Here is a 16,465-nt window from a genome sequence, read left to right on the forward strand (position 1 = left end):
CGCAGCAACTTTTCCATCTTGCCAAATATCCGGACCGGGCGGAGCATTGACCGCCGACCCAATCATGGGCCGAGCTCCACATGAGGAGGCGGCAATGGGACAAGACCTGAGAAGTCCCCGCGGTCCACAAGGCAATGCCGCAAAGTGCATTGCGCTGGTGGGCCCTTTCCAGAGCGGAAAAACCACACTGCTTGAAGCGATCATGGCCCGCACCGGGGCGATCCCGCGGGCCGGCAGCGTCGACAATGGGACAAGCATCGGCGATGCCAATGCGGAAGCCAGAGCCCACAAGATGGGCGTCGGCCTGACGGCTGCGACCACCACCTTCATGGGCGACAGCTACACATTCATCGACTGTCCGGGCTCGGTGGAATTCGCGCATGACATGCGCGCGGCATTACCCGCCGTCGATGCAGCCATCGTGGTTTGCGAGGCGGATGCGCGAAAATTGCCGCAGCTGCAATTGATCCTGCGCGAACTCGAAGACCTCGGCATTCCCAGATTTCTGTTTCTCAACAAGATCGACCGCGCCCACAAGCGCGTGCGCGAGACGTTGGCGACGTTGCAGCCGGCCTCGCGCGTGCCGCTGGTGCTGCGACAGATCCCGATCTGGAACGGCGACCTTGTCGCCGGCTTCGTCGATCTCGCGCTGGAGCGCGCTTTCGTCTATCGCGAGCACAAGGCGTCCGAAGTCATCAAGCTCGAAGGCGGCGATCTCGATCGGGAGAAGGAGGCGCGTTTCTCCATGCTGGAGAAGCTTGCGGATCATGACGACGCGCTGATGGAGCAGTTGCTTGACGACATCGCGCCGCCGGCCGACGCCGTGTTCGACGATCTCGCGCGCGAATTGCGCGAAGGCCTGATCTGTCCGGTGTTGCTGGGCTCGGCGATGCGTGAGAACGGCGTGCTGCGGCTGATGAAGGCGCTACGCCACGAGGCACCCGGCGTGGCCGAGACGGCCAAGCGCCTCGGCGTGCCTGATAGCAAGGATGCGATCGGTTACGTGTTCAAGAGCAGCCATCTACAGCATGGCGGCAAGCTGTCTTACGCGCGCGTGCTGAGTGGTCATCTCGATGATGGCGCAACATTGCTGTCCTCGTCGGGCGAAAGCGGGCGTGTCTCCGGCATTCTTGCGGCGAGCGGCGGACATGACAGCAAGCGCGCATCGGCCGAAGCGGGCGAGACCGTCGCGCTCGGCAAGCTCGATCATGTCAGGACCGGCGACACGATCTCGACCGGCAAGACTGCGCCGGCCTCTGTCGTGAGTGTCATAGCTGCATCGCCCGTGCTGGCGATGGCGCTAGCGTCCGCCGATCGCAAAGACGACGTCAAGCTCGGCCAGGCGTTGTTGCGACTGACCGAGGAGGATCCGTCGCTTGCGGTGGTCAATAACGCGCAGACCCATGACGTGGTGTTGTGGGGGCAGGGCGAGATGCATCTGCGCGTGGCGATGGAGCGCCTGCACGAACGCTTCGGCATCAACGTCAAATCGCATGCGCCGGTGATCGGCTATCAGGAGACCATCCGTAAACCGATCACCCAGCGCGGCAGGCACAAGAAACAGTCCGGCGGTCACGGCCAGTTTGGCGACGTTGTGCTGGAGATCGGCCCGTTGCCGCGCGGCGAAGGCTTTGCATTCCAGGAAAAGGTGGTCGGCGGCGCGGTGCCGCGCAACTACATTCCCGCGGTGCAGGAAGGCGTCGTCGACGGGTTGCAGCGTGGCCCGCTCGGTTTTCCTGTCATCGACGTGCAGGTGACGCTCACCGATGGGTCGTATCACAGCGTCGATTCATCCGATCAGGCTTTCCGGACCGCTGCCCGCATCGGTTTCACCGAGGCGCTGCCGCAATGCCAGCCGGTGCTGCTGGAGCCGATCCATACGGTGGAGATCGTCTGTCCCACCGAGGCCACGGCCAAGGTCAACGCCATCCTGTCGGGACGGCGCGGCCAGATCCTCGGCTTCGATACCCGTGACAACTGGCCGGGCTGGGATACGGTGCGCGCGATGTTGCCGGAAGCGGAGATCGGCGACCTGATCGTCGAACTACGTTCGGCCACCGCGGGTGCCGGCAGCTTCACCCGCAGCTTCGACCACATGGCCGAAGTCTCGGGCCGCGCCGCCGACCAGATCGTTGCGGCGCATCGGGTGGCGGCTTAGTACAGTGGCCCATGACGCTTGGACCGCGGGTTGTAATCATTGGCAATAGCGGCTCGGGCAAGAGCACGCTGGCGCGGCAGCTTGAAAGCCGCGTCGGCGGCGAACGCACGGATCTCGATCATATCCATTGGCTGGACAGGGTCGGTGTGAAGCGCGACGAGGGGCAGGCCAAAGAACTGGTGGCCGCCCTTGCCGTGAAGTCGAACTGGATCATCGAAGGCGTTTACGGCTGGCTGGTCGAAGCGGCATTGCCGCGCGCCACAGCATTGGTCTGGCTCGACATGAGCCCGGGGTTTGTCGTGATAGCCTCGCTCTCCGGGGCCCTTGGCGTGGCGCGACGGCCGAGGAACATGCAGATTTTCTGGCTTGGGCCGAGGCCTACTGGCAGCGCAAAACGTCGAGTTCGTTCGCTGGCCACCTGGCGCTGTTCGACGACTTCGGCGGCGTCAAACGACGCCTGACATCGCGCGCCGCTGTCGCCCAGTTCGTGGCGACCATGGCGGCTTCGCCGATCAAATGATGTTTTATACATCATTGAAGATATCTCACATATGATATAAGACTCGTGAAACTGGAAACCGCCCTTGATTACATCGTTTCAGATGCGGGCCGCCCGTGCGCTGCTGGGTATCGATCAAAAGCGGCTGGCCGAAATGGCCGGCGTGTCGCTACCGACCATCCAGCGCATGGAAGCGAGCGAAGGCAATGTCAGGGGCGTGGTGGATTCGCTGATCAAGGTGGTGGACGCGTTCAATCGCGCCGGCGTCGAATTGATCGGCGAACACACCCGCAGCGACTCCGGTGGCCGAGGTGTGCGTCTGAAGCAGCCCGGTCCGCCGCCTAAGGTGGATGGATAAAACTGGCAGATCGAGACGAGTCGCTGCGTGCGACAGAGGCGAGCCGAGTATGGGCATTTCTGGCGGGGGCATGCGGCGCCCACATCAGCCGACATTCGCGGAGCTGTTCACACCGAAACTGATCACGGTGCTGCGCGAAGGCTACAATCTTGCGGCATTTCGCGATGATGTGCTCGCCGGTCTGACGGTGGCGATCGTGGCGCTGCCGCTGTCGATGGCGATTGCCATCGCCTCGGGGACGTCGCCGGATCGTGGCCTCATCACCGCTGTGATCGGCGGCTTCCTCGTGTCTGCGTTGGGTGGTAGCCGCTTTCAGATCGGCGGCCCAGCCGGCGCCTTCATCGTGCTGGTGGCTGCGACCGTGAGCCGACATGGCATCGATGGACTGATCCTCGCCACTATGATGTCGGGCATTTTTCTGACGGCGGCCGGCTATCTCCGGCTTGGCACCTACATCAAGTTCATTCCCTATCCGGTCACGGTCGGCTTCACAGCCGGCATCGCCGTCATCATCTTCGCCAGCCAGATCAGGGATCTGTTGGGGTTGACGCTGACTGGCAAGGAGCCGGGAGATCTCATTCCCAAGCTCGAGGCACTGGGTTCCGCATTGCCGACGGTGAACGCTGCGGCCGTTGCCGTTACCATCGTCTCGCTTGCGATCATTGTCGGACTCCGGACGCTGCGGCCATCATGGCCCGGCATTCTGATCGCGGTGGTCGTGAGCGCTGTCGCGGCAGCTTCGTTGGCGTTACCCGTGGAAACCATCGGCACCAAGTTCGGCGGCATTCCGCAATCCTTTCCGCTGCCGTCGCTTCCCGCGATTTCCCTGGCAAAGCTGCAGGCCATTCTGCCGGACGCGATCTCCTTTGCGCTGCTGGGCGCGATTGAATCTTTGCTCTCAGCTGTCGTCGCTGACGGCATGACCGGCCGGCGGCATCGCTCCAATTGCGAACTGGTGGCGCAGGGCATCGCCAATATCGGCTCGGCGCTGTTCGGTGGAATCTGCGTGACCGGCACCATCGCGCGAACCGCCACCAATGTCCGCGCCGGCGCGCACGGCCCGATCTCGGGCATGCTGCATGCGGTATTCCTGCTGGTATTCATTCTCGTCGCGGCGCCATTGGCAAGTTACATTCCGCTGGCGGCGCTCGCCGCGGTGCTTGCCGTGGTCGCCTGGAACATGGCGGAGAAGCATGAATTCGCGACGCTACTGCGGTCATCATGGGGCGATGCTGCCGTGCTGTCGGCGACTTTCCTGCTAACGATCTTCCGCGATCTTACCGAGGGCATTGTGGTCGGCTTCGCGCTTGGCGCGATTCTGTTCATCAACCGCATGGCGCAAACAACCGGCATTGAGGCGGATAAGCCGCTGGTCGTGGCCGACAAGGCCGACGACGCCAATGGCGATCGAAAACCCTATGATCCCGGTCTCGCTGCCGATCCCGACGTCGTTGTCTATCGCATCACCGGCGCATTTTTCTTCGGCGCGGCCTCCACCATCGGATCTGTGCTCGAGGGCTTCTCGGATCGCCACAAGGCTTTTGTGATTGATTTTGCCGCGGTCCCCTTCCTGGATTCGACTGCTGCGAATGCGATCAAGGGCATTGCCGAGAAGGCAAAGCGACAGGGCGTCCGCGTCATTCTCACCGGCACCTCGCAGGGCGTGCGGCGGGCGCTGCTGACCCACGGCGCGCGACCGCCACTGGTCAAATACCGTGCTGATGTTGCAGTGGCCGTCAGCGAGATCAAGATCCGACGCGCTGCAGCGATCCAGGAGACGTCGAGCTGATGGCATCGGCAGTTGCTCGCAGCTGCAGTATTGATCGTCTGCATGGTTGTCGGACTTGCTGTGCGCCGCAAAACTGTCTGATGATTAAGAGCCCCTGCATGATTTTTATGCTACGCACGCTTCCGCCTGAAGCGAAGGATGAATGATGCCGAACGAGACCACGCCCCGCGCCGCCTGTTTGATCGGCTGGCCTGCCGCGCATTCGCGCTCGCCGCTGATCCACCATCACTGGCTGCGCAGCATGGATATTCCGGGCGGCTATAGTATCGAGTCTATTCCGCCGGAAGGCGTAGCCGAATTCGTGATGAACCTCTCCAAGCACGGTTACATCGGCGCCAATGTCACGATCCCGCACAAGGAGCGTGTGCTGAAGCTGACCTCACCGGATCGCCGCGCGCGCGCGGTCGGGGCCGCCAACACGTTATGGTATGACCACGGCACGCTACGCGCGACCAATACGGATATCGAGGGCTTCATCGACAATCTCGATCATTGCGCGCACGACTGGGACCAGGCCGACGACGCGCTGGTGCTCGGCGCGGGCGGTTCGTCGCGTGCAGTGGTGTTCGGATTGCTGGAACGCGGAATCAAGCATGTCTATGTCGCCAATCGCAGTCTCGATCGTGCCGAGGCGATGGCCGCGCAATTCGGGTCGCAGGTCGTGCCGCTGGCGTGGGAGCATGTCGCCAGCATGTTGCCGCGCGCATCCTTGCTGGTGAACACCACGTCGCTCGGCATGGGCGGCCAGCCGCCATTGATCATCGACCTCGATCTGTTGCCTGACCAGGCGGTCGTCGCCGATCTCGTTTACGTGCCGCTCGACACCCCGCTGCTCGCCGCCGCCCGCGCGCGGGGCCTCCGCACCGCGGATGGACTCGGCATGTTGCTGTATCAGGCCGTGCGTGGCTTCGAATTGTGGTTCGGGCAGCGCCCCGACGTGACGCCGGAACTGCGTCGCCTCGTCGAGGCCGATCTCACAGTGGCGTGAGCGGGGAATAGCTATTTGGCCTTGGGGTTTCCATCTGCAGCGGTGGGCGCCGCCTTCAAAGGAAATTCCCCTATGGTTCAGATCGTATCGACTTCGGCTCGCTTGTTCGTGGGCTCACTTCTCGCTGGTTCATTGCTGATTTCCGCTGCATCAGCGCAGCAGCCGCAACCCCTGCGCATCCGTGGTGCCATCGAAGCCGTCGACGGCGCGGTGCTGACGATCAAGACGCGTGAAGGCGACGAGCGCAAAGTGAAGATGACGGACAATGTCACCGTGACCGGCATTGCCAGAACGACAATGGCCGAGGTGAAGCCCGGCTCCTATATCGGCGTGACCGGCATGCCGCAGGCCGACGGGTCGCAGAAGGCCATCGCGATCCATATCTTTCCGGAAGCGATGCGCGGCACCGGCGAAGGTTCGCGCCCCTGGGATCTGCGCCCCAACAGCAGCATGACCAATGCCACCGTCGATCAGAAGGTCCAGGCCTCCGATGGCCAGACGGTGACGGTGAAGTACAAGGACGGGGAAAAGAAAGTGACCGTGACGCCTGACACGCCCATCGTGACATTCGTGCCGGGCAACAAGGATGAACTCAAGCCTGGCGCCAAGATCATCATCATGGGCGCTACCAAGAAGGATGACGGCACCTTCGAGACGGCGCGGGTCAATGTTGGGCTGGATGGGTTGACGCCGCCGATGTGAGCTAGAAAGCTTGAACTAGAACACTATCGTCATGCCCGGCCTTGTGCCGGGCATCCACGTCTTGGGCAAGGCAGAAAGACGTGGATGGCCGGGACAAGCCCGGCCATGACGACTGAGAGAGGCATTCAGCTCACCAAAACGTGCCTGTCGATCTCGGCGATCGAATTCACGCCGCACAGGCCCATGGTCACGCTGAGTTCGTTGCGCAGGATGTCGAGCGCCTTGGTCACGCCGGGGCCGCCATAGGCACCGAGGCCGTAGATATAGGCGCGGCCGATCATGCAGGACTTGGCGCCGAGGGCGAGCGCACGCATCACGTCCTGCCCCGAGCGGATGCCGCTGTCGAACATCACTTCGATCTCCGAGCCGACGGCATCGGCGATCCCCGGCAGTACCGAGATCGACGACGGTGCGCCGTCGAGCTGACGTCCGCCGTGGTTGGACACGACCATCGCCTGCGCGCCGACCTTCACGGCTTCGCGGGCATCCTCGATATCGTGAATGCCCTTGATCACGATCTTGCCGGGCCAGATGCTGCGGATCCAGTCGAGATCCTTCCAGTTCAACGACGCGTCGAATTGCGATGCTGTCCACTGCGCGACGGAGCCGAGATCGTCGGTGTTCTTCACGAAGCCGGCGATGTTGCCGAAGTTGCGCCGCTTGGCTTTCAGCGTGCGCACCAGCCAGCCGGGCTTGCTCATGAAATCGATCAGGTTCTTCACATTCAAGATCTGAGGCGGCACCGACAGGCCATTCTTGATGTCGGCATGACGCTGGCCGATCACCTGCAGATCGACGGTCAGCACCAGCGCGCTACACTTCGCCTTGATGGCGCGCTCGATCAATTCCTTGATGAAGCCGCGATCCTTCATGACATAGAGCTGAAACCAGAACGGTTTTTCGACATTCTCGGCGACGTCTTCGATCGAATTGATCGACATCGTCGAGAGCGTATAGGGAATGCCCGCCGCCTGCGCCGCCCGGCAGGAGTGAATTTCGCCGTCGCCATATTGCAAGCCGGTTGAGCCGACCGGCGCGCAGATCAGCGGCATGGTGGCCTTCTCACCGAGGATGGTCGTCGAGGTGTCGCGATTGGCGATGTCGACCAGAATACGCTGGCGGAACTTCAGCTTCTGCAGATCCTCGCAATTCGCACGGAACGTGTCTTCGCTATAGGAGCCATGGTCGACATAATCGAAGAACGCCTTCGGCACGTTGCGCTTGTGCTCGAGGCGAAGATCTTCGATGCAGGTGATATGCTTCATGAGATGTCCCAGCCGTTCTTGTCTTTGCTTGTATTTGCTTGTTTCGGTGTCATCTAGCATGGTTAGGCGGTCCGCCATATCATCCTTGTCATTGGAATGTCGTCGAAATTGAAGGAGGCCAGAATGTCCGGCTCCAAGACAAATCCAGCAGGCCACGGGGCCGGCAAGGCTCCCGGCAAGGCAGCCGAGGACGAAGAAAAGCGACAGCTGGAAGTTGCGCTGGACGAAGGGTTGGAGGAGACTTTTCCGGGCTCCGATCCGGTCAGTGTGACCCAGCCTGCCCATTCAAAGGCGGACGCGCATATCAAGCGAAAGGGCTGAGCGGGCCGGGTTCCGGTCAGCTGATGCTCCATCGAAGGCATTACATGAAAGGTAAGGTATATAAGTAATATCAATGGCTTGTCGTCGATCGCGTGCTCCGGGCCTTGGTAATGATTCATCATATTTTTTGAAGCGATTTTAGGGGCCGTAGCCTTATAAGTCCGTCACATATATGGCGCTGCCAATGGGTCAGTCGCCTGAGACAGGGTTTTGAGCCCTCGCGCAAGGCGCGAGGGCATTGGGGGTTACCATGAGCCGTAAATATTTCGGGACAGACGGCATTCGCGGCCGCGCCAATGGTCTGATCACGCCGGAACTGGCACTGAAGGTTGGGCAGGCCGCAGGTCTTGTGTTTCAGCGCGGCGAACATCGTCATCGTGTCGTGATCGGCAAGGACACCCGGTTGTCCGGCTACATGATCGAAAATGCGATGGTGGCAGGCTTCACGTCGGTCGGCATGGATGTGCTGCTGGTCGGGCCGATGCCGACGCCAGCCGTGGCGATGCTGACCAAGTCGATGCGCGCCGATCTCGGCGTGATGATTTCCGCATCGCACAATCTGTTCGAGGACAACGGCATCAAGCTGTTCGGACCGCTCGGCTACAAGCTGTCGGACGATGTCGAGAAGCAGATCGAGGAATTGCTCGACGAGAATCTCGACAAGAGACTGTCGCAGAGCGCCAGCCTCGGTCGGGCGCGCCGCATCGACGGGGTGCATGATCGCTACATCGAATTTGCCAAACGCACGCTGCCGCGAAATCTCAGCCTCGATGGTTTGCGCGTCGTCATCGATTGCGCCCATGGCGCCGCCTACAAGGTGGCGCCGGAGGCGCTCTGGGAACTCGGCGCGGACGTCATCTCCATCGGCGTCGAGCCGGATGGTTTCAACATCAACAAGGAATGCGGATCGACCGCACCGGAAGCGCTGAGTCGCAAGGTGCGCGAGATGCGCGCCGATATTGGCATTGCGCTGGATGGCGACGCCGATCGGCTGATCATGGTCGACGAGCGTGGCCATCTGGTCGATGGCGATCAGTTGCTCGCCGTTATCGCGCAGAGCTGGAAGGAAGACGGGCGGCTCGCCAAGCCGGGCATCGTCTCCACTGTGATGTCAAATCTCGGTCTGGAGCGCTTCCTGAAGGGGCAGGGCATCGACCTCATCCGCACCGCGGTGGGCGATCGCTATGTGCTCGAGCAGATGCTACAGCACGGCTACAATGTCGGCGGCGAACCGTCCGGCCATATCATCATGTCGGACCATGCGACGACAGGCGACGGTTTCGTAGCCGCGCTGCAGGTGCTGGCCGTGGTGACCAAGCTCGGTCGGCCGGTGTCGGAAGTCTGCCACCTGTTCGATCCGTTGCCGCAGATTCTGAAGAATGTGCGTTATCGCAGCGGCAAGCCGCTCGATGATGCGGAAGTGAAATCCACCATCGCTGCCGGTGAACAGCGCCTCAATGGTCATGGTCGTCTCCTGATCCGCCCGTCGGGCACGGAGCCAGTCATCCGCGTGATGGGAGAGGGCGATGACCGCGTGATGGTCGAGGAAGTGGTGGATTCCATCGTTGACGCGCTGGGCCACGCAGCCGCGGCGTAAGATTCCTGTTCGTTCGCTCTGGCCAAGGCGCCAGCGCGATGACTGCCGAGCTGACATGAAGAGCCGTCTTGCCCGAATATTTATCGGGTGAGGCGGCTCTTTTGCGTTTTGATAGTTCGCGTTGGAGCGCTTTCGAGCGAAGTGGGCACCGGTTCGCATCAAGGAAACGCGTCAACAAAAAGCTGGAGCCTCGGTTCTGATCCGGTCAGAGCCGAAGGCTCCGGGCAGGTAAGTCTCGTTAACACCTGGCGATGCCGCGGCGCATTGCAGCACGGTTTGATAGCAAGACATTGTTAGTAACTGTGGCGACGCAGTGGCGTGATGGAATTTGCGTGCATTTTCGTCACCAAATATCAACCTTAAAAGTTAGGGTTAAGCGCCGCTTAAGGAGTTGGTGTCATCGTCCGTTTGTGAGTTTCCGAGTGTGAGGCCTCCATTAGTTGCCTCTTTGGCCCAAAAGGACGAAGCCAATGCGTAGCGTTAAATTCATTCTGGCCGCGGGCGCGGCTTCCCTGATGTCGACCGCCGTTCTCGCTGCCGACATGCCCATTGCTCCACCGCCTCAGATGTATGCGCCGCCGCCGGTTGAAGACTTCGGCGGTTGGTACCTGCGCGGCGATATCGGTTTCAGCAACCAGCGCGTCAAGAACATCGAGATGGGTGATGGTCGCAACGCCAATCTGCTCTCGCTTCAGCAGACCACTGCCTTCGATACGGCTGGCATCTTCCAGCTCGGCGTCGGTTATCAGTTCAACAACTGGTTCCGCGGTGACATCACCGGCCAGTATCGCGGCAATTCGAATTTCAAGGGCACCGATCACGTGACGTTCCCGTCGAGCGGCCTCGTTGGTACCGGCGTGAACAACTACAACGCCACCAAGTCCGAATGGGTGGTGATGGCCAATGGTTACGTCGATCTCGGTACCTGGTGGTGCGTGACCCCGTTCGTCGGCGCCGGCGTCGGCATGGCTCGCGTCAATATCGGGAACTACACGGATAACGGTGCGATCAATGTCGGCTCCGCCGGCGGCGTGCCATTCATCGGCGGCCCGTTCCCGAGCTATGCCAGCGCGCCGGCAGCATCGAAGTGGAACTTCGCATGGGCCTTGCACACCGGTCTTGCTTACAAGGTCAATCCGGCAATGACCGTCGAACTCGGCTACAGCTACATGAACCTCGGCGATGGCCAGACCGGACCGGTCTCGACCTATGACGGCTTCACCCGCGGCGTGGCGATGCAGTTCAAGGACATCACCTCGCATGACCTGAAGCTCGGCGTGCGCTGGAACCTCGACAGCCCGCCGGCCTATGCGCCGCCGCCGTTGATCCGCAAGGGCTAAAGCTAAGCGGATTGCCTCAACTATCTTAAGAGACCTTAACGGCGCGGGAGATTCCCGCGCCGTTTTGTTTTGCACGGGTAGTATCATCGCAACCAATGATTAAGGTTAACAGCGGATGATCGGGACAGTTCGGTGAGTTGAGGAATTGTCGTGATGCGTAGACTTCTGATCGCTGCAGCGCTGCTGGGCGCAGTGCAAACCGCTCAAGCCGCCGATATGCCAGAATTCCCGGCGCTGCGCGGCTCGTTCCCCGAAGGACTAAGCTCAACGCGCTCGGTCTGGGAGGGCTACTATATCGGCGCCCAAGCTGGCGTCGGACAGTCCGACATGAATTTCACCGGGGCGACACGTACCCTCGCAGGCAGCCTGCTGGATGGCCTTGCAATGGAATCAGCCGGCCAGGTCTCGCAATGGCCATTGCTCGGCAAGACGTCGCGGCGAGGCGAGGGCTGGGGTGGCTTCATCGGCTACAATAGCCAGTGGGACGACGTCGTGATTGGCGTCGAAATGAGCTACATGCACGGCAAGTTCGGCGGCGACGCAAGCGGTTCGATGGGGCGCTCTTTCATCGATGCTCTCGGCTATACCAACGGCGTCACCTACGATGCCGCTGCGAAGATGTCGATTACGGATATGGGCACGCTGCGTGCCCGCGCCGGCTATGCCGTGGGATCGTTCTTGCCTTACATGTTCGGAGGTCTCGCGCTCGGACAGGCCGATATCGTTCGGTCAGCACGTATTCACGGGGTCGCCGTCAATGTAGCCGCAGCACCGGGCTTCCAGAACCTCCCGTTCGACTACAGCAAGACCGAAGGCCAATACAGCCATCTCATCTACGGCTACTCTGCTGGCCTCGGCGTTGACGTGAACCTGATCGGTGGGCTGTTCATGCGCGCCGAGTGGGAATACATCCGCTTCACCTCAACGGTCGATACCAATATCAATACCGTGCGAGCCGGCGTCGGCTACAAGTTCTGACCGGCCAAGGTCGCGCACGTTTGGCACGAGTTTGATCTCTGTTGACATGCCGTTTGACGAATGCTGCCTTACCGTGTCTGAGGATGCGGGGCAGTCATCATGAAAATCTACGGCGATCTGAATTCCGGCAATTGCCTGAAGGTGAAGTGGGTGAGCGATCACCTCAAACTTCCCTATACGTGGATTGATATCGACACGAGCAAGGGCGAGAGCCGGACGCCGGAGTTTCTGGCGCTTAACGGCGCCGGCCAGGTGCCGACCGTTGTGCTCGATGACGGTCGCCCGCTCGCGCAGTCCAATGCCATCATCCGCTATCTCGCGCGTGGCAGCGATTTGATCCCGACCGATGCCTATGACGCCGCCAAGATGGATGAATGGCTGTTCTGGGAACAATACAGCCACGAGCCCTATATCGCGGTGTGCCGCTATCAGATCGTCTATCTCGGCAAGGCGATTTCGGATCTCGATCCCGAAAAGCTGAAGCGCGGCTATTTCGCGCTGGTGCGCATGGAGCATCACCTGACGACATCGCGTTTCCTTGTCGGAGATCACGTCTCGCTGGCCGACGCGTCGTTGCTGGCCTATACGCGCGTCGCCTATGAGGGGGGCTTCCATCTCGACGGTTACGCGTCGATCAGGCGCTGGATCGCCGACAGCGAGAAGGCATTGGGCCTCGTATGAGCACGAAGGTCGTACTGCGGCCGGCGCAGCGCCAGGACGTCGCTGCAATCGTGGCGATGTTGGCCGATGATGCGCTCGGCCGTGGCCGCGAGCGTATCGAGGATCCGCTGCCGCAACCTTATTACGAGGCCTTCGATAAGGTCACGCATGATCCAAATATCCGGTTGATGGTTGCAGAAGGCGGCGATGGCAGCGTGGTCGGATGCCTGCAGCTCTGCATCCTGCCGGGCTTGAGCTCGCAGGGCGCTTCGCGTGCGCTTATCGAGGATGTTCGTGTGTCGACGACGCTGCGCAGCCAGGGCATCGGCGAACAACTGGTGCGATGGGCCATTGGCGAGGCACAAGCGAGGGGATGCAAGCTCGTCGAGCTGTTGACGCACCAGACCCGGGTCGATGCCCAGCGATTCTACAAGCGCCTCGGTTTCGCTGACAGTCATGTGGGCATGACGTTGCGGTTCTAGAACGCGTCATCATCATGTCGTCCGGCGGACGCCGCGCGGCGCCGTTCGTTGCAAGGCATCAGCAAAACCGGTGGTGGTACGCCGGGACGGGCGACGTCATCCGGCCATCAATCACGCGTGATAGCCCGGAAGTCGCTTGACGCTCCGGGTCGGTTCCCATATCCACGCCAGCGGGACACCTCCCCCCAACGGGAGGCTAGCTATCTGGAAGGATAGATTATGACTGCAGCGAAGCCTTCTTCGCGGCCCAACGTGCCGCATTTCTCCTCCGGCCCCTGCGCCAAGCGCCCAGGCTGGACCCCCGAAAAACTCACCGACGCAGCCCTTGGTCGTTCGCACCGTGCGAAGATCGGCAAGAACAAGCTCAAACTCGCGATCGATCTGACGCGTGAAGTGCTCGAAGTGCCCGCCGATTACCGCATCGGTATCGTGCCGGCATCGGATACGGGCGCCGTTGAGATGGCGCTGTGGTCGCTGCTCGGGCCGCGTCCCGTCACCACCATCGCCTGGGAATCCTTCGGTGAAGGCTGGGTTTCGGACATCGTCAAGGAGCTGAAGCTCAAGGACATCACCAAGCTGCATGCCGGCTATGGCGAACTCCCCGACCTGTCGAAGGCCGATCCGAACTCGGACATCGTCTTCACCTGGAACGGCACGACCTCCGGCGTGCGCGTGCCGAATGCCGACTGGATCAAGGCTGACCGCGAAGGCCTGACCATCTGCGACGCGACGTCTGCTGCTTTTGCGCAGCCGCTCGACTGGGCCAAGCTCGATGTCGTCACCTTCTCCTGGCAAAAGGCGCTCGGCGGCGAAGCCGCACATGGCATGCTCGTGCTGTCGCCGCGCGCCGTGGCGCGTCTGGAGAGCTACACGCCGCCATGGCCGCTGCCGAAGATCTTCCGCATGACCAAGGGCGGCAAGCTCAACGAAGGCATCTTCGTCGGCGAGACCATCAACACGCCGTCGATGCTGTGCGTCGAGGACTATCTCGATGCGCTCGGCTGGGCCAAGTCGGTCGGAGGTCTCAAGGCGCTGATCGCGCGTGCGGACGCCAACACCAAGGCGCTCGCCGACTGGAAAGCGAAGACGCCGTGGATCGACTTCCTGGCGGTTGATCCGGCGATCCGCTCCAACACGTCGGTATGCATGAAGGTGATCGATCCCGCGATCACCGCGCTCTCGCCGGACGCGCAGGCTGACTTCGCCAAGAAGCTGGTCGCAGCCGTCGAGAAGGAAAATGCCGGTTTCGACTTCGCGCATTATCGCGATGCGCCGGCCGGTCTGCGCATCTGGTGTGGTGCTACGGTCGAAGCCAAGGACGTCGAAATCCTCACGCAGTGGATCGACTGGGCCTTTGCCGAGACCAAGGCTTCGCTCGCCAAGGCGGCTTAGTTGCTCTTAACCTCTCCCCGCCTAGCACAGCTTCGCTGTGCGCGGGCGGGGAGAGGTCGGACATCACGCGAAGCGCGATGTCCGGGTGAGGGGCATGGCACTCAACTCTCCTCACTCCTGTATTCTCGGGTCGAAAGTGGCCCCTCATCCCGACCTTCTCCCCGTAAGAACGGGGAGAAGGAGCCTGCTGCGTTTGTCGCGCCTACACCGGCTCCCATTTCGAGGATCACATCCCATGACCGCCCCCAAAGTTCTCATTTCCGACGCTCTCTCTCCCGCTGCCGTGCAGATCTTTCGGGATCGCGGCATCGACGTCGACTTCCAGCCGAATCTCGGCAAGGACAAGGACAAGCTTGCCGAGATCATCGGCAACTATGACGGCCTCGCCATTCGCTCGGCCACCAAGGCAACCGCGAAGATTCTCGAAAGGGCGACGCGCCTGAAGGTGATCGGCCGCGCCGGCATCGGCGTCGACAATGTCGAAATTCCCGCGGCCACCGCCAAGGGCATCATCGTGATGAACACGCCGTTCGGCAATTCGATCACGACAGCCGAACATGCGATCACACTGATGCTCTCGCTGGCCCGCGAGATCCCGCAGGCCGATGCGTCGACGCAGGCCGGCAAGTGGGAGAAGAACCGCTTCATGGGCGTCGAGATCACCGGCAAGACGCTGGGCGTGATCGGTTGCGGCAATATCGGCGCCATTGCCGCCGACCGCGCGCTCGGCCTGCGTATGAAGGTCATTGCCTTCGATCCGTTCCTGTCGCCGGAACGCGCCAAGGACATCGGCGTCGAGAAGGTCGAACTTGACGACCTCCTCAAGCGTGCCGACTTCATCACGCTGCATACGCCGCTTACCGAGAAGACGAAGAACATCATCGATGCCGCTGCCATCGCCAAGATGAAGCCCGGCGTGCGCATTATCAACTGCGCCCGCGGCGGTCTGGTCGACGAGCAGGCGCTGGTCGATGCGCTGAATAGCAAGCATGTCGCCGGCGCTGCCTTCGACGTGTTCGTCGAGGAGCCGGCCACCAAGAACGTGCTGTTCGGCCATCCCAATGTGATCTGCACGCCGCATTTGGGCGCATCGACAACCGAAGCGCAGGAGAATGTCGCGCTGCAGGTCGCCGAGCAGATGTCGGATTATCTGCTGTCAGGCGCGATCTCCAACGCGGTCAACTTCCCGTCGATCACCGCGGAAGAAGCACCGAAGCTGAAGCCGTTCATCGAACTCGCCGAGAAGCTTGGCTCGTTCGCGGGCCAGCTCACCGAGACCGGCATTGCCAAGGTGCAGATCACCTATGAAGGCGCGGTGGCCGAAATGAAGATCAAGGCCCTGACGTCTGCTGCATTGAGCGGGTTGCTGCGGCCAATGCTCGGCGACGTCAACGTCGTCTCCGCGCCGGCCGTTGCCAAGGAGCGCGGCATGGTAGTCGATGAAGTGGTGCGCGCGGCGCAGAGCGATTACGAAAGCCTGATCACCGTTACGGTTATCACCGAACGGCAGGAACGCTCGGTGTCCGGCACTGTCTATCATGATGGCAAGCCGCGGCTGGTTGATATCAAGGGTATCCGCGTCGATGCCGAATTCGGGAAGTCGATGATCTATGTCACCAACGAGGACAAGCCGGGCTTCATCGGAAAGTTCGCCTCGCTGCTCGGCGACGCCAAGGTCAACATCGCAACCTTCCATCTCGGCCGCAACGAACAGGGCGGTGACGCCATCGCGCTGGTGGAGATCGACGGCGTTGTGCCGGCCGATGTGCTGAGCAAGGTGCAGGCGCTGCCGCAGGTGAAACAGGCCAAGGCGCTGACATTCTGAGTGTCTCTTACCCGAACTGACATTGCCGAAATCCCCGTCCGAAAGGCGGGGATTTTTTCGTTTTGCGGAAAATGTTCACATTCAGGTCGGCGCGGCAGGTTTGCCCCTGCC

The 16,465-nt window shown here is 61.4% G+C and carries 15 protein-coding genes; 14 read left to right on the plus strand and 1 reads right to left on the minus strand.

Translation table 11 applies throughout. The features are described from left to right. Positions 1–94 precede the first annotated feature (94 nt). From AB7813_RS26390 to AB7813_RS26415, 6 genes are all read left to right on the plus strand, one after another. Positions 95–2,158 carry an elongation factor G gene (locus AB7813_RS26390; protein ID WP_175367574.1) on the plus strand — a complete coding sequence of 688 codons (2,064 nt, stop codon included), beginning with the start codon at positions 95–97 and terminating at the stop codon, positions 2,156–2,158. Positions 2,159–2,169: 11 nt separating this feature from the next. Beyond that, a complete protein-coding gene (locus tag AB7813_RS26395; RefSeq protein WP_441228782.1) occupies positions 2,170–2,619 on the plus strand; it encodes a hypothetical protein in 450 nt (149 codons plus the stop codon). A 123-nt stretch (positions 2,620–2,742) separates the two neighbouring features. Beyond that, positions 2,743–3,015, plus strand: a complete 273-nt coding sequence (locus AB7813_RS26400; protein ID WP_068731217.1) for a helix-turn-helix domain-containing protein — start codon at positions 2,743–2,745, stop codon at positions 3,013–3,015. A 49-nt stretch (positions 3,016–3,064) separates the two neighbouring features. Then, a complete protein-coding gene (locus AB7813_RS26405; RefSeq protein ID WP_441228783.1) occupies positions 3,065–4,804 on the plus strand; it encodes a SulP family inorganic anion transporter in 1,740 nt (579 codons plus the stop codon). Between the two features lie 142 nt (positions 4,805–4,946). After that, on the plus strand, positions 4,947–5,792 hold the full coding sequence (locus AB7813_RS26410) for a shikimate dehydrogenase (RefSeq protein WP_441228784.1): 846 nt from the start codon (positions 4,947–4,949) through the stop codon (positions 5,790–5,792). Positions 5,793–5,864: 72 nt separating this feature from the next. Continuing rightward, positions 5,865–6,494, plus strand: coding sequence for a hypothetical protein (locus AB7813_RS26415; protein ID WP_441228785.1), 630 nt, complete (start codon positions 5,865–5,867; stop codon positions 6,492–6,494). A 125-nt stretch (positions 6,495–6,619) separates the two neighbouring features. Here AB7813_RS26415 and AB7813_RS26420 read toward each other — a convergent pair whose 3' ends face one another. After that, positions 6,620–7,759 carry an alpha-hydroxy acid oxidase gene (locus tag AB7813_RS26420; RefSeq protein ID WP_441228786.1) on the minus strand — a complete coding sequence of 380 codons (1,140 nt, stop codon included), beginning with the start codon at positions 7,757–7,759 and terminating at the stop codon, positions 6,620–6,622. A 123-nt stretch (positions 7,760–7,882) separates the two neighbouring features. Between AB7813_RS26420 and AB7813_RS26425 the strand changes: the two genes are divergently transcribed. The 8 genes from AB7813_RS26425 to serA all read left to right on the plus strand — a co-directional run bounded on the left by AB7813_RS26425 (position 7,883) and on the right by serA (position 16,354). After that, positions 7,883–8,080, plus strand: coding sequence for a hypothetical protein (locus tag AB7813_RS26425; protein WP_141137017.1), 198 nt, complete (start codon positions 7,883–7,885; stop codon positions 8,078–8,080). A gap of 250 nt (positions 8,081–8,330) precedes the next feature. Beyond that, the gene (gene glmM / locus AB7813_RS26430; protein WP_089261706.1) at positions 8,331–9,677 is read left to right on the plus strand and encodes a phosphoglucosamine mutase; all 1,347 of its coding nucleotides are present in this window, start codon (positions 8,331–8,333) and stop codon (positions 9,675–9,677) included. A 470-nt stretch (positions 9,678–10,147) separates the two neighbouring features. Next, on the plus strand, positions 10,148–11,017 hold the full coding sequence (locus tag AB7813_RS26435) for an outer membrane protein (protein WP_068731233.1): 870 nt from the start codon (positions 10,148–10,150) through the stop codon (positions 11,015–11,017). A 153-nt stretch (positions 11,018–11,170) separates the two neighbouring features. Next, entirely contained in the window at positions 11,171–11,995 is an 825-nt protein-coding gene (locus tag AB7813_RS26440) for an outer membrane protein (RefSeq protein WP_439057384.1), read from the plus strand. A gap of 99 nt (positions 11,996–12,094) precedes the next feature. Then, positions 12,095–12,676, plus strand: a complete 582-nt coding sequence (locus tag AB7813_RS26445; protein ID WP_441228787.1) for a glutathione S-transferase family protein — start codon at positions 12,095–12,097, stop codon at positions 12,674–12,676. Continuing rightward, the gene (locus AB7813_RS26450) at positions 12,673–13,137 is read left to right on the plus strand and encodes a GNAT family N-acetyltransferase (RefSeq protein WP_441228788.1); all 465 of its coding nucleotides are present in this window, start codon (positions 12,673–12,675) and stop codon (positions 13,135–13,137) included. Before AB7813_RS26445 ends, AB7813_RS26450 begins: the two co-directional genes overlap by 4 nt. A gap of 219 nt (positions 13,138–13,356) precedes the next feature. Beyond that, positions 13,357–14,529, plus strand: a complete 1,173-nt coding sequence (locus tag AB7813_RS26455) for a phosphoserine transaminase (RefSeq protein WP_441228789.1) — start codon at positions 13,357–13,359, stop codon at positions 14,527–14,529. A 235-nt stretch (positions 14,530–14,764) separates the two neighbouring features. Further along, positions 14,765–16,354 (plus strand): phosphoglycerate dehydrogenase, encoded by a 1,590-nt coding sequence (gene serA, locus AB7813_RS26460; protein ID WP_315840882.1) that lies wholly within the window; start codon positions 14,765–14,767, stop codon positions 16,352–16,354. The last annotated feature ends 111 nt before the right edge of the window (positions 16,355–16,465 follow it).

Origin of the sequence: Tardiphaga sp. 20_F10_N6_6 (assembly GCF_052076045.1) — a bacterium.
GTDB classification, from domain to species: Bacteria; Pseudomonadota; Alphaproteobacteria; order Rhizobiales; family Xanthobacteraceae; genus Tardiphaga; species Tardiphaga robiniae.

What these genes read in the sequence shown, in the direction of transcription:
- AB7813_RS26415 (WP_441228785.1), top strand. Translation starts at nt 5,865, where the DNA reads ATGGTTCAGATCGTATCGACTTCGGCTCGCTTGTTCGTGGGCTCACTT.
- AB7813_RS26440 (WP_439057384.1), top strand. Translation starts at nt 11,171, where the DNA reads ATGCGTAGACTTCTGATCGCTGCAGCGCTGCTGGGCGCAGTGCAAACC.
- AB7813_RS26390 (WP_175367574.1), top strand. Translation starts at nt 95, where the DNA reads ATGGGACAAGACCTGAGAAGTCCCCGCGGTCCACAAGGCAATGCCGCA.
- AB7813_RS26425 (WP_141137017.1), top strand. Translation starts at nt 7,883, where the DNA reads ATGTCCGGCTCCAAGACAAATCCAGCAGGCCACGGGGCCGGCAAGGCT.
- AB7813_RS26410 (WP_441228784.1), top strand. Translation starts at nt 4,947, where the DNA reads ATGATGCCGAACGAGACCACGCCCCGCGCCGCCTGTTTGATCGGCTGG.
- AB7813_RS26450 (WP_441228788.1), top strand. Translation starts at nt 12,673, where the DNA reads ATGAGCACGAAGGTCGTACTGCGGCCGGCGCAGCGCCAGGACGTCGCT.
- serA (WP_315840882.1), top strand. Translation starts at nt 14,765, where the DNA reads ATGACCGCCCCCAAAGTTCTCATTTCCGACGCTCTCTCTCCCGCTGCC.
- glmM (WP_089261706.1), top strand. Translation starts at nt 8,331, where the DNA reads ATGAGCCGTAAATATTTCGGGACAGACGGCATTCGCGGCCGCGCCAAT.
- AB7813_RS26405 (WP_441228783.1), top strand. Translation starts at nt 3,065, where the DNA reads ATGGGCATTTCTGGCGGGGGCATGCGGCGCCCACATCAGCCGACATTC.
- AB7813_RS26445 (WP_441228787.1), top strand. Translation starts at nt 12,095, where the DNA reads ATGAAAATCTACGGCGATCTGAATTCCGGCAATTGCCTGAAGGTGAAG.
- AB7813_RS26455 (WP_441228789.1), top strand. Translation starts at nt 13,357, where the DNA reads ATGACTGCAGCGAAGCCTTCTTCGCGGCCCAACGTGCCGCATTTCTCC.
- AB7813_RS26435 (WP_068731233.1), top strand. Translation starts at nt 10,148, where the DNA reads ATGCGTAGCGTTAAATTCATTCTGGCCGCGGGCGCGGCTTCCCTGATG.
- AB7813_RS26420 (WP_441228786.1), bottom strand. Translation starts at nt 7,759, where the DNA reads ATGAAGCATATCACCTGCATCGAAGATCTTCGCCTCGAGCACAAGCGC.
- AB7813_RS26395 (WP_441228782.1), top strand. Translation starts at nt 2,170, where the DNA reads ATGACGCTTGGACCGCGGGTTGTAATCATTGGCAATAGCGGCTCGGGC.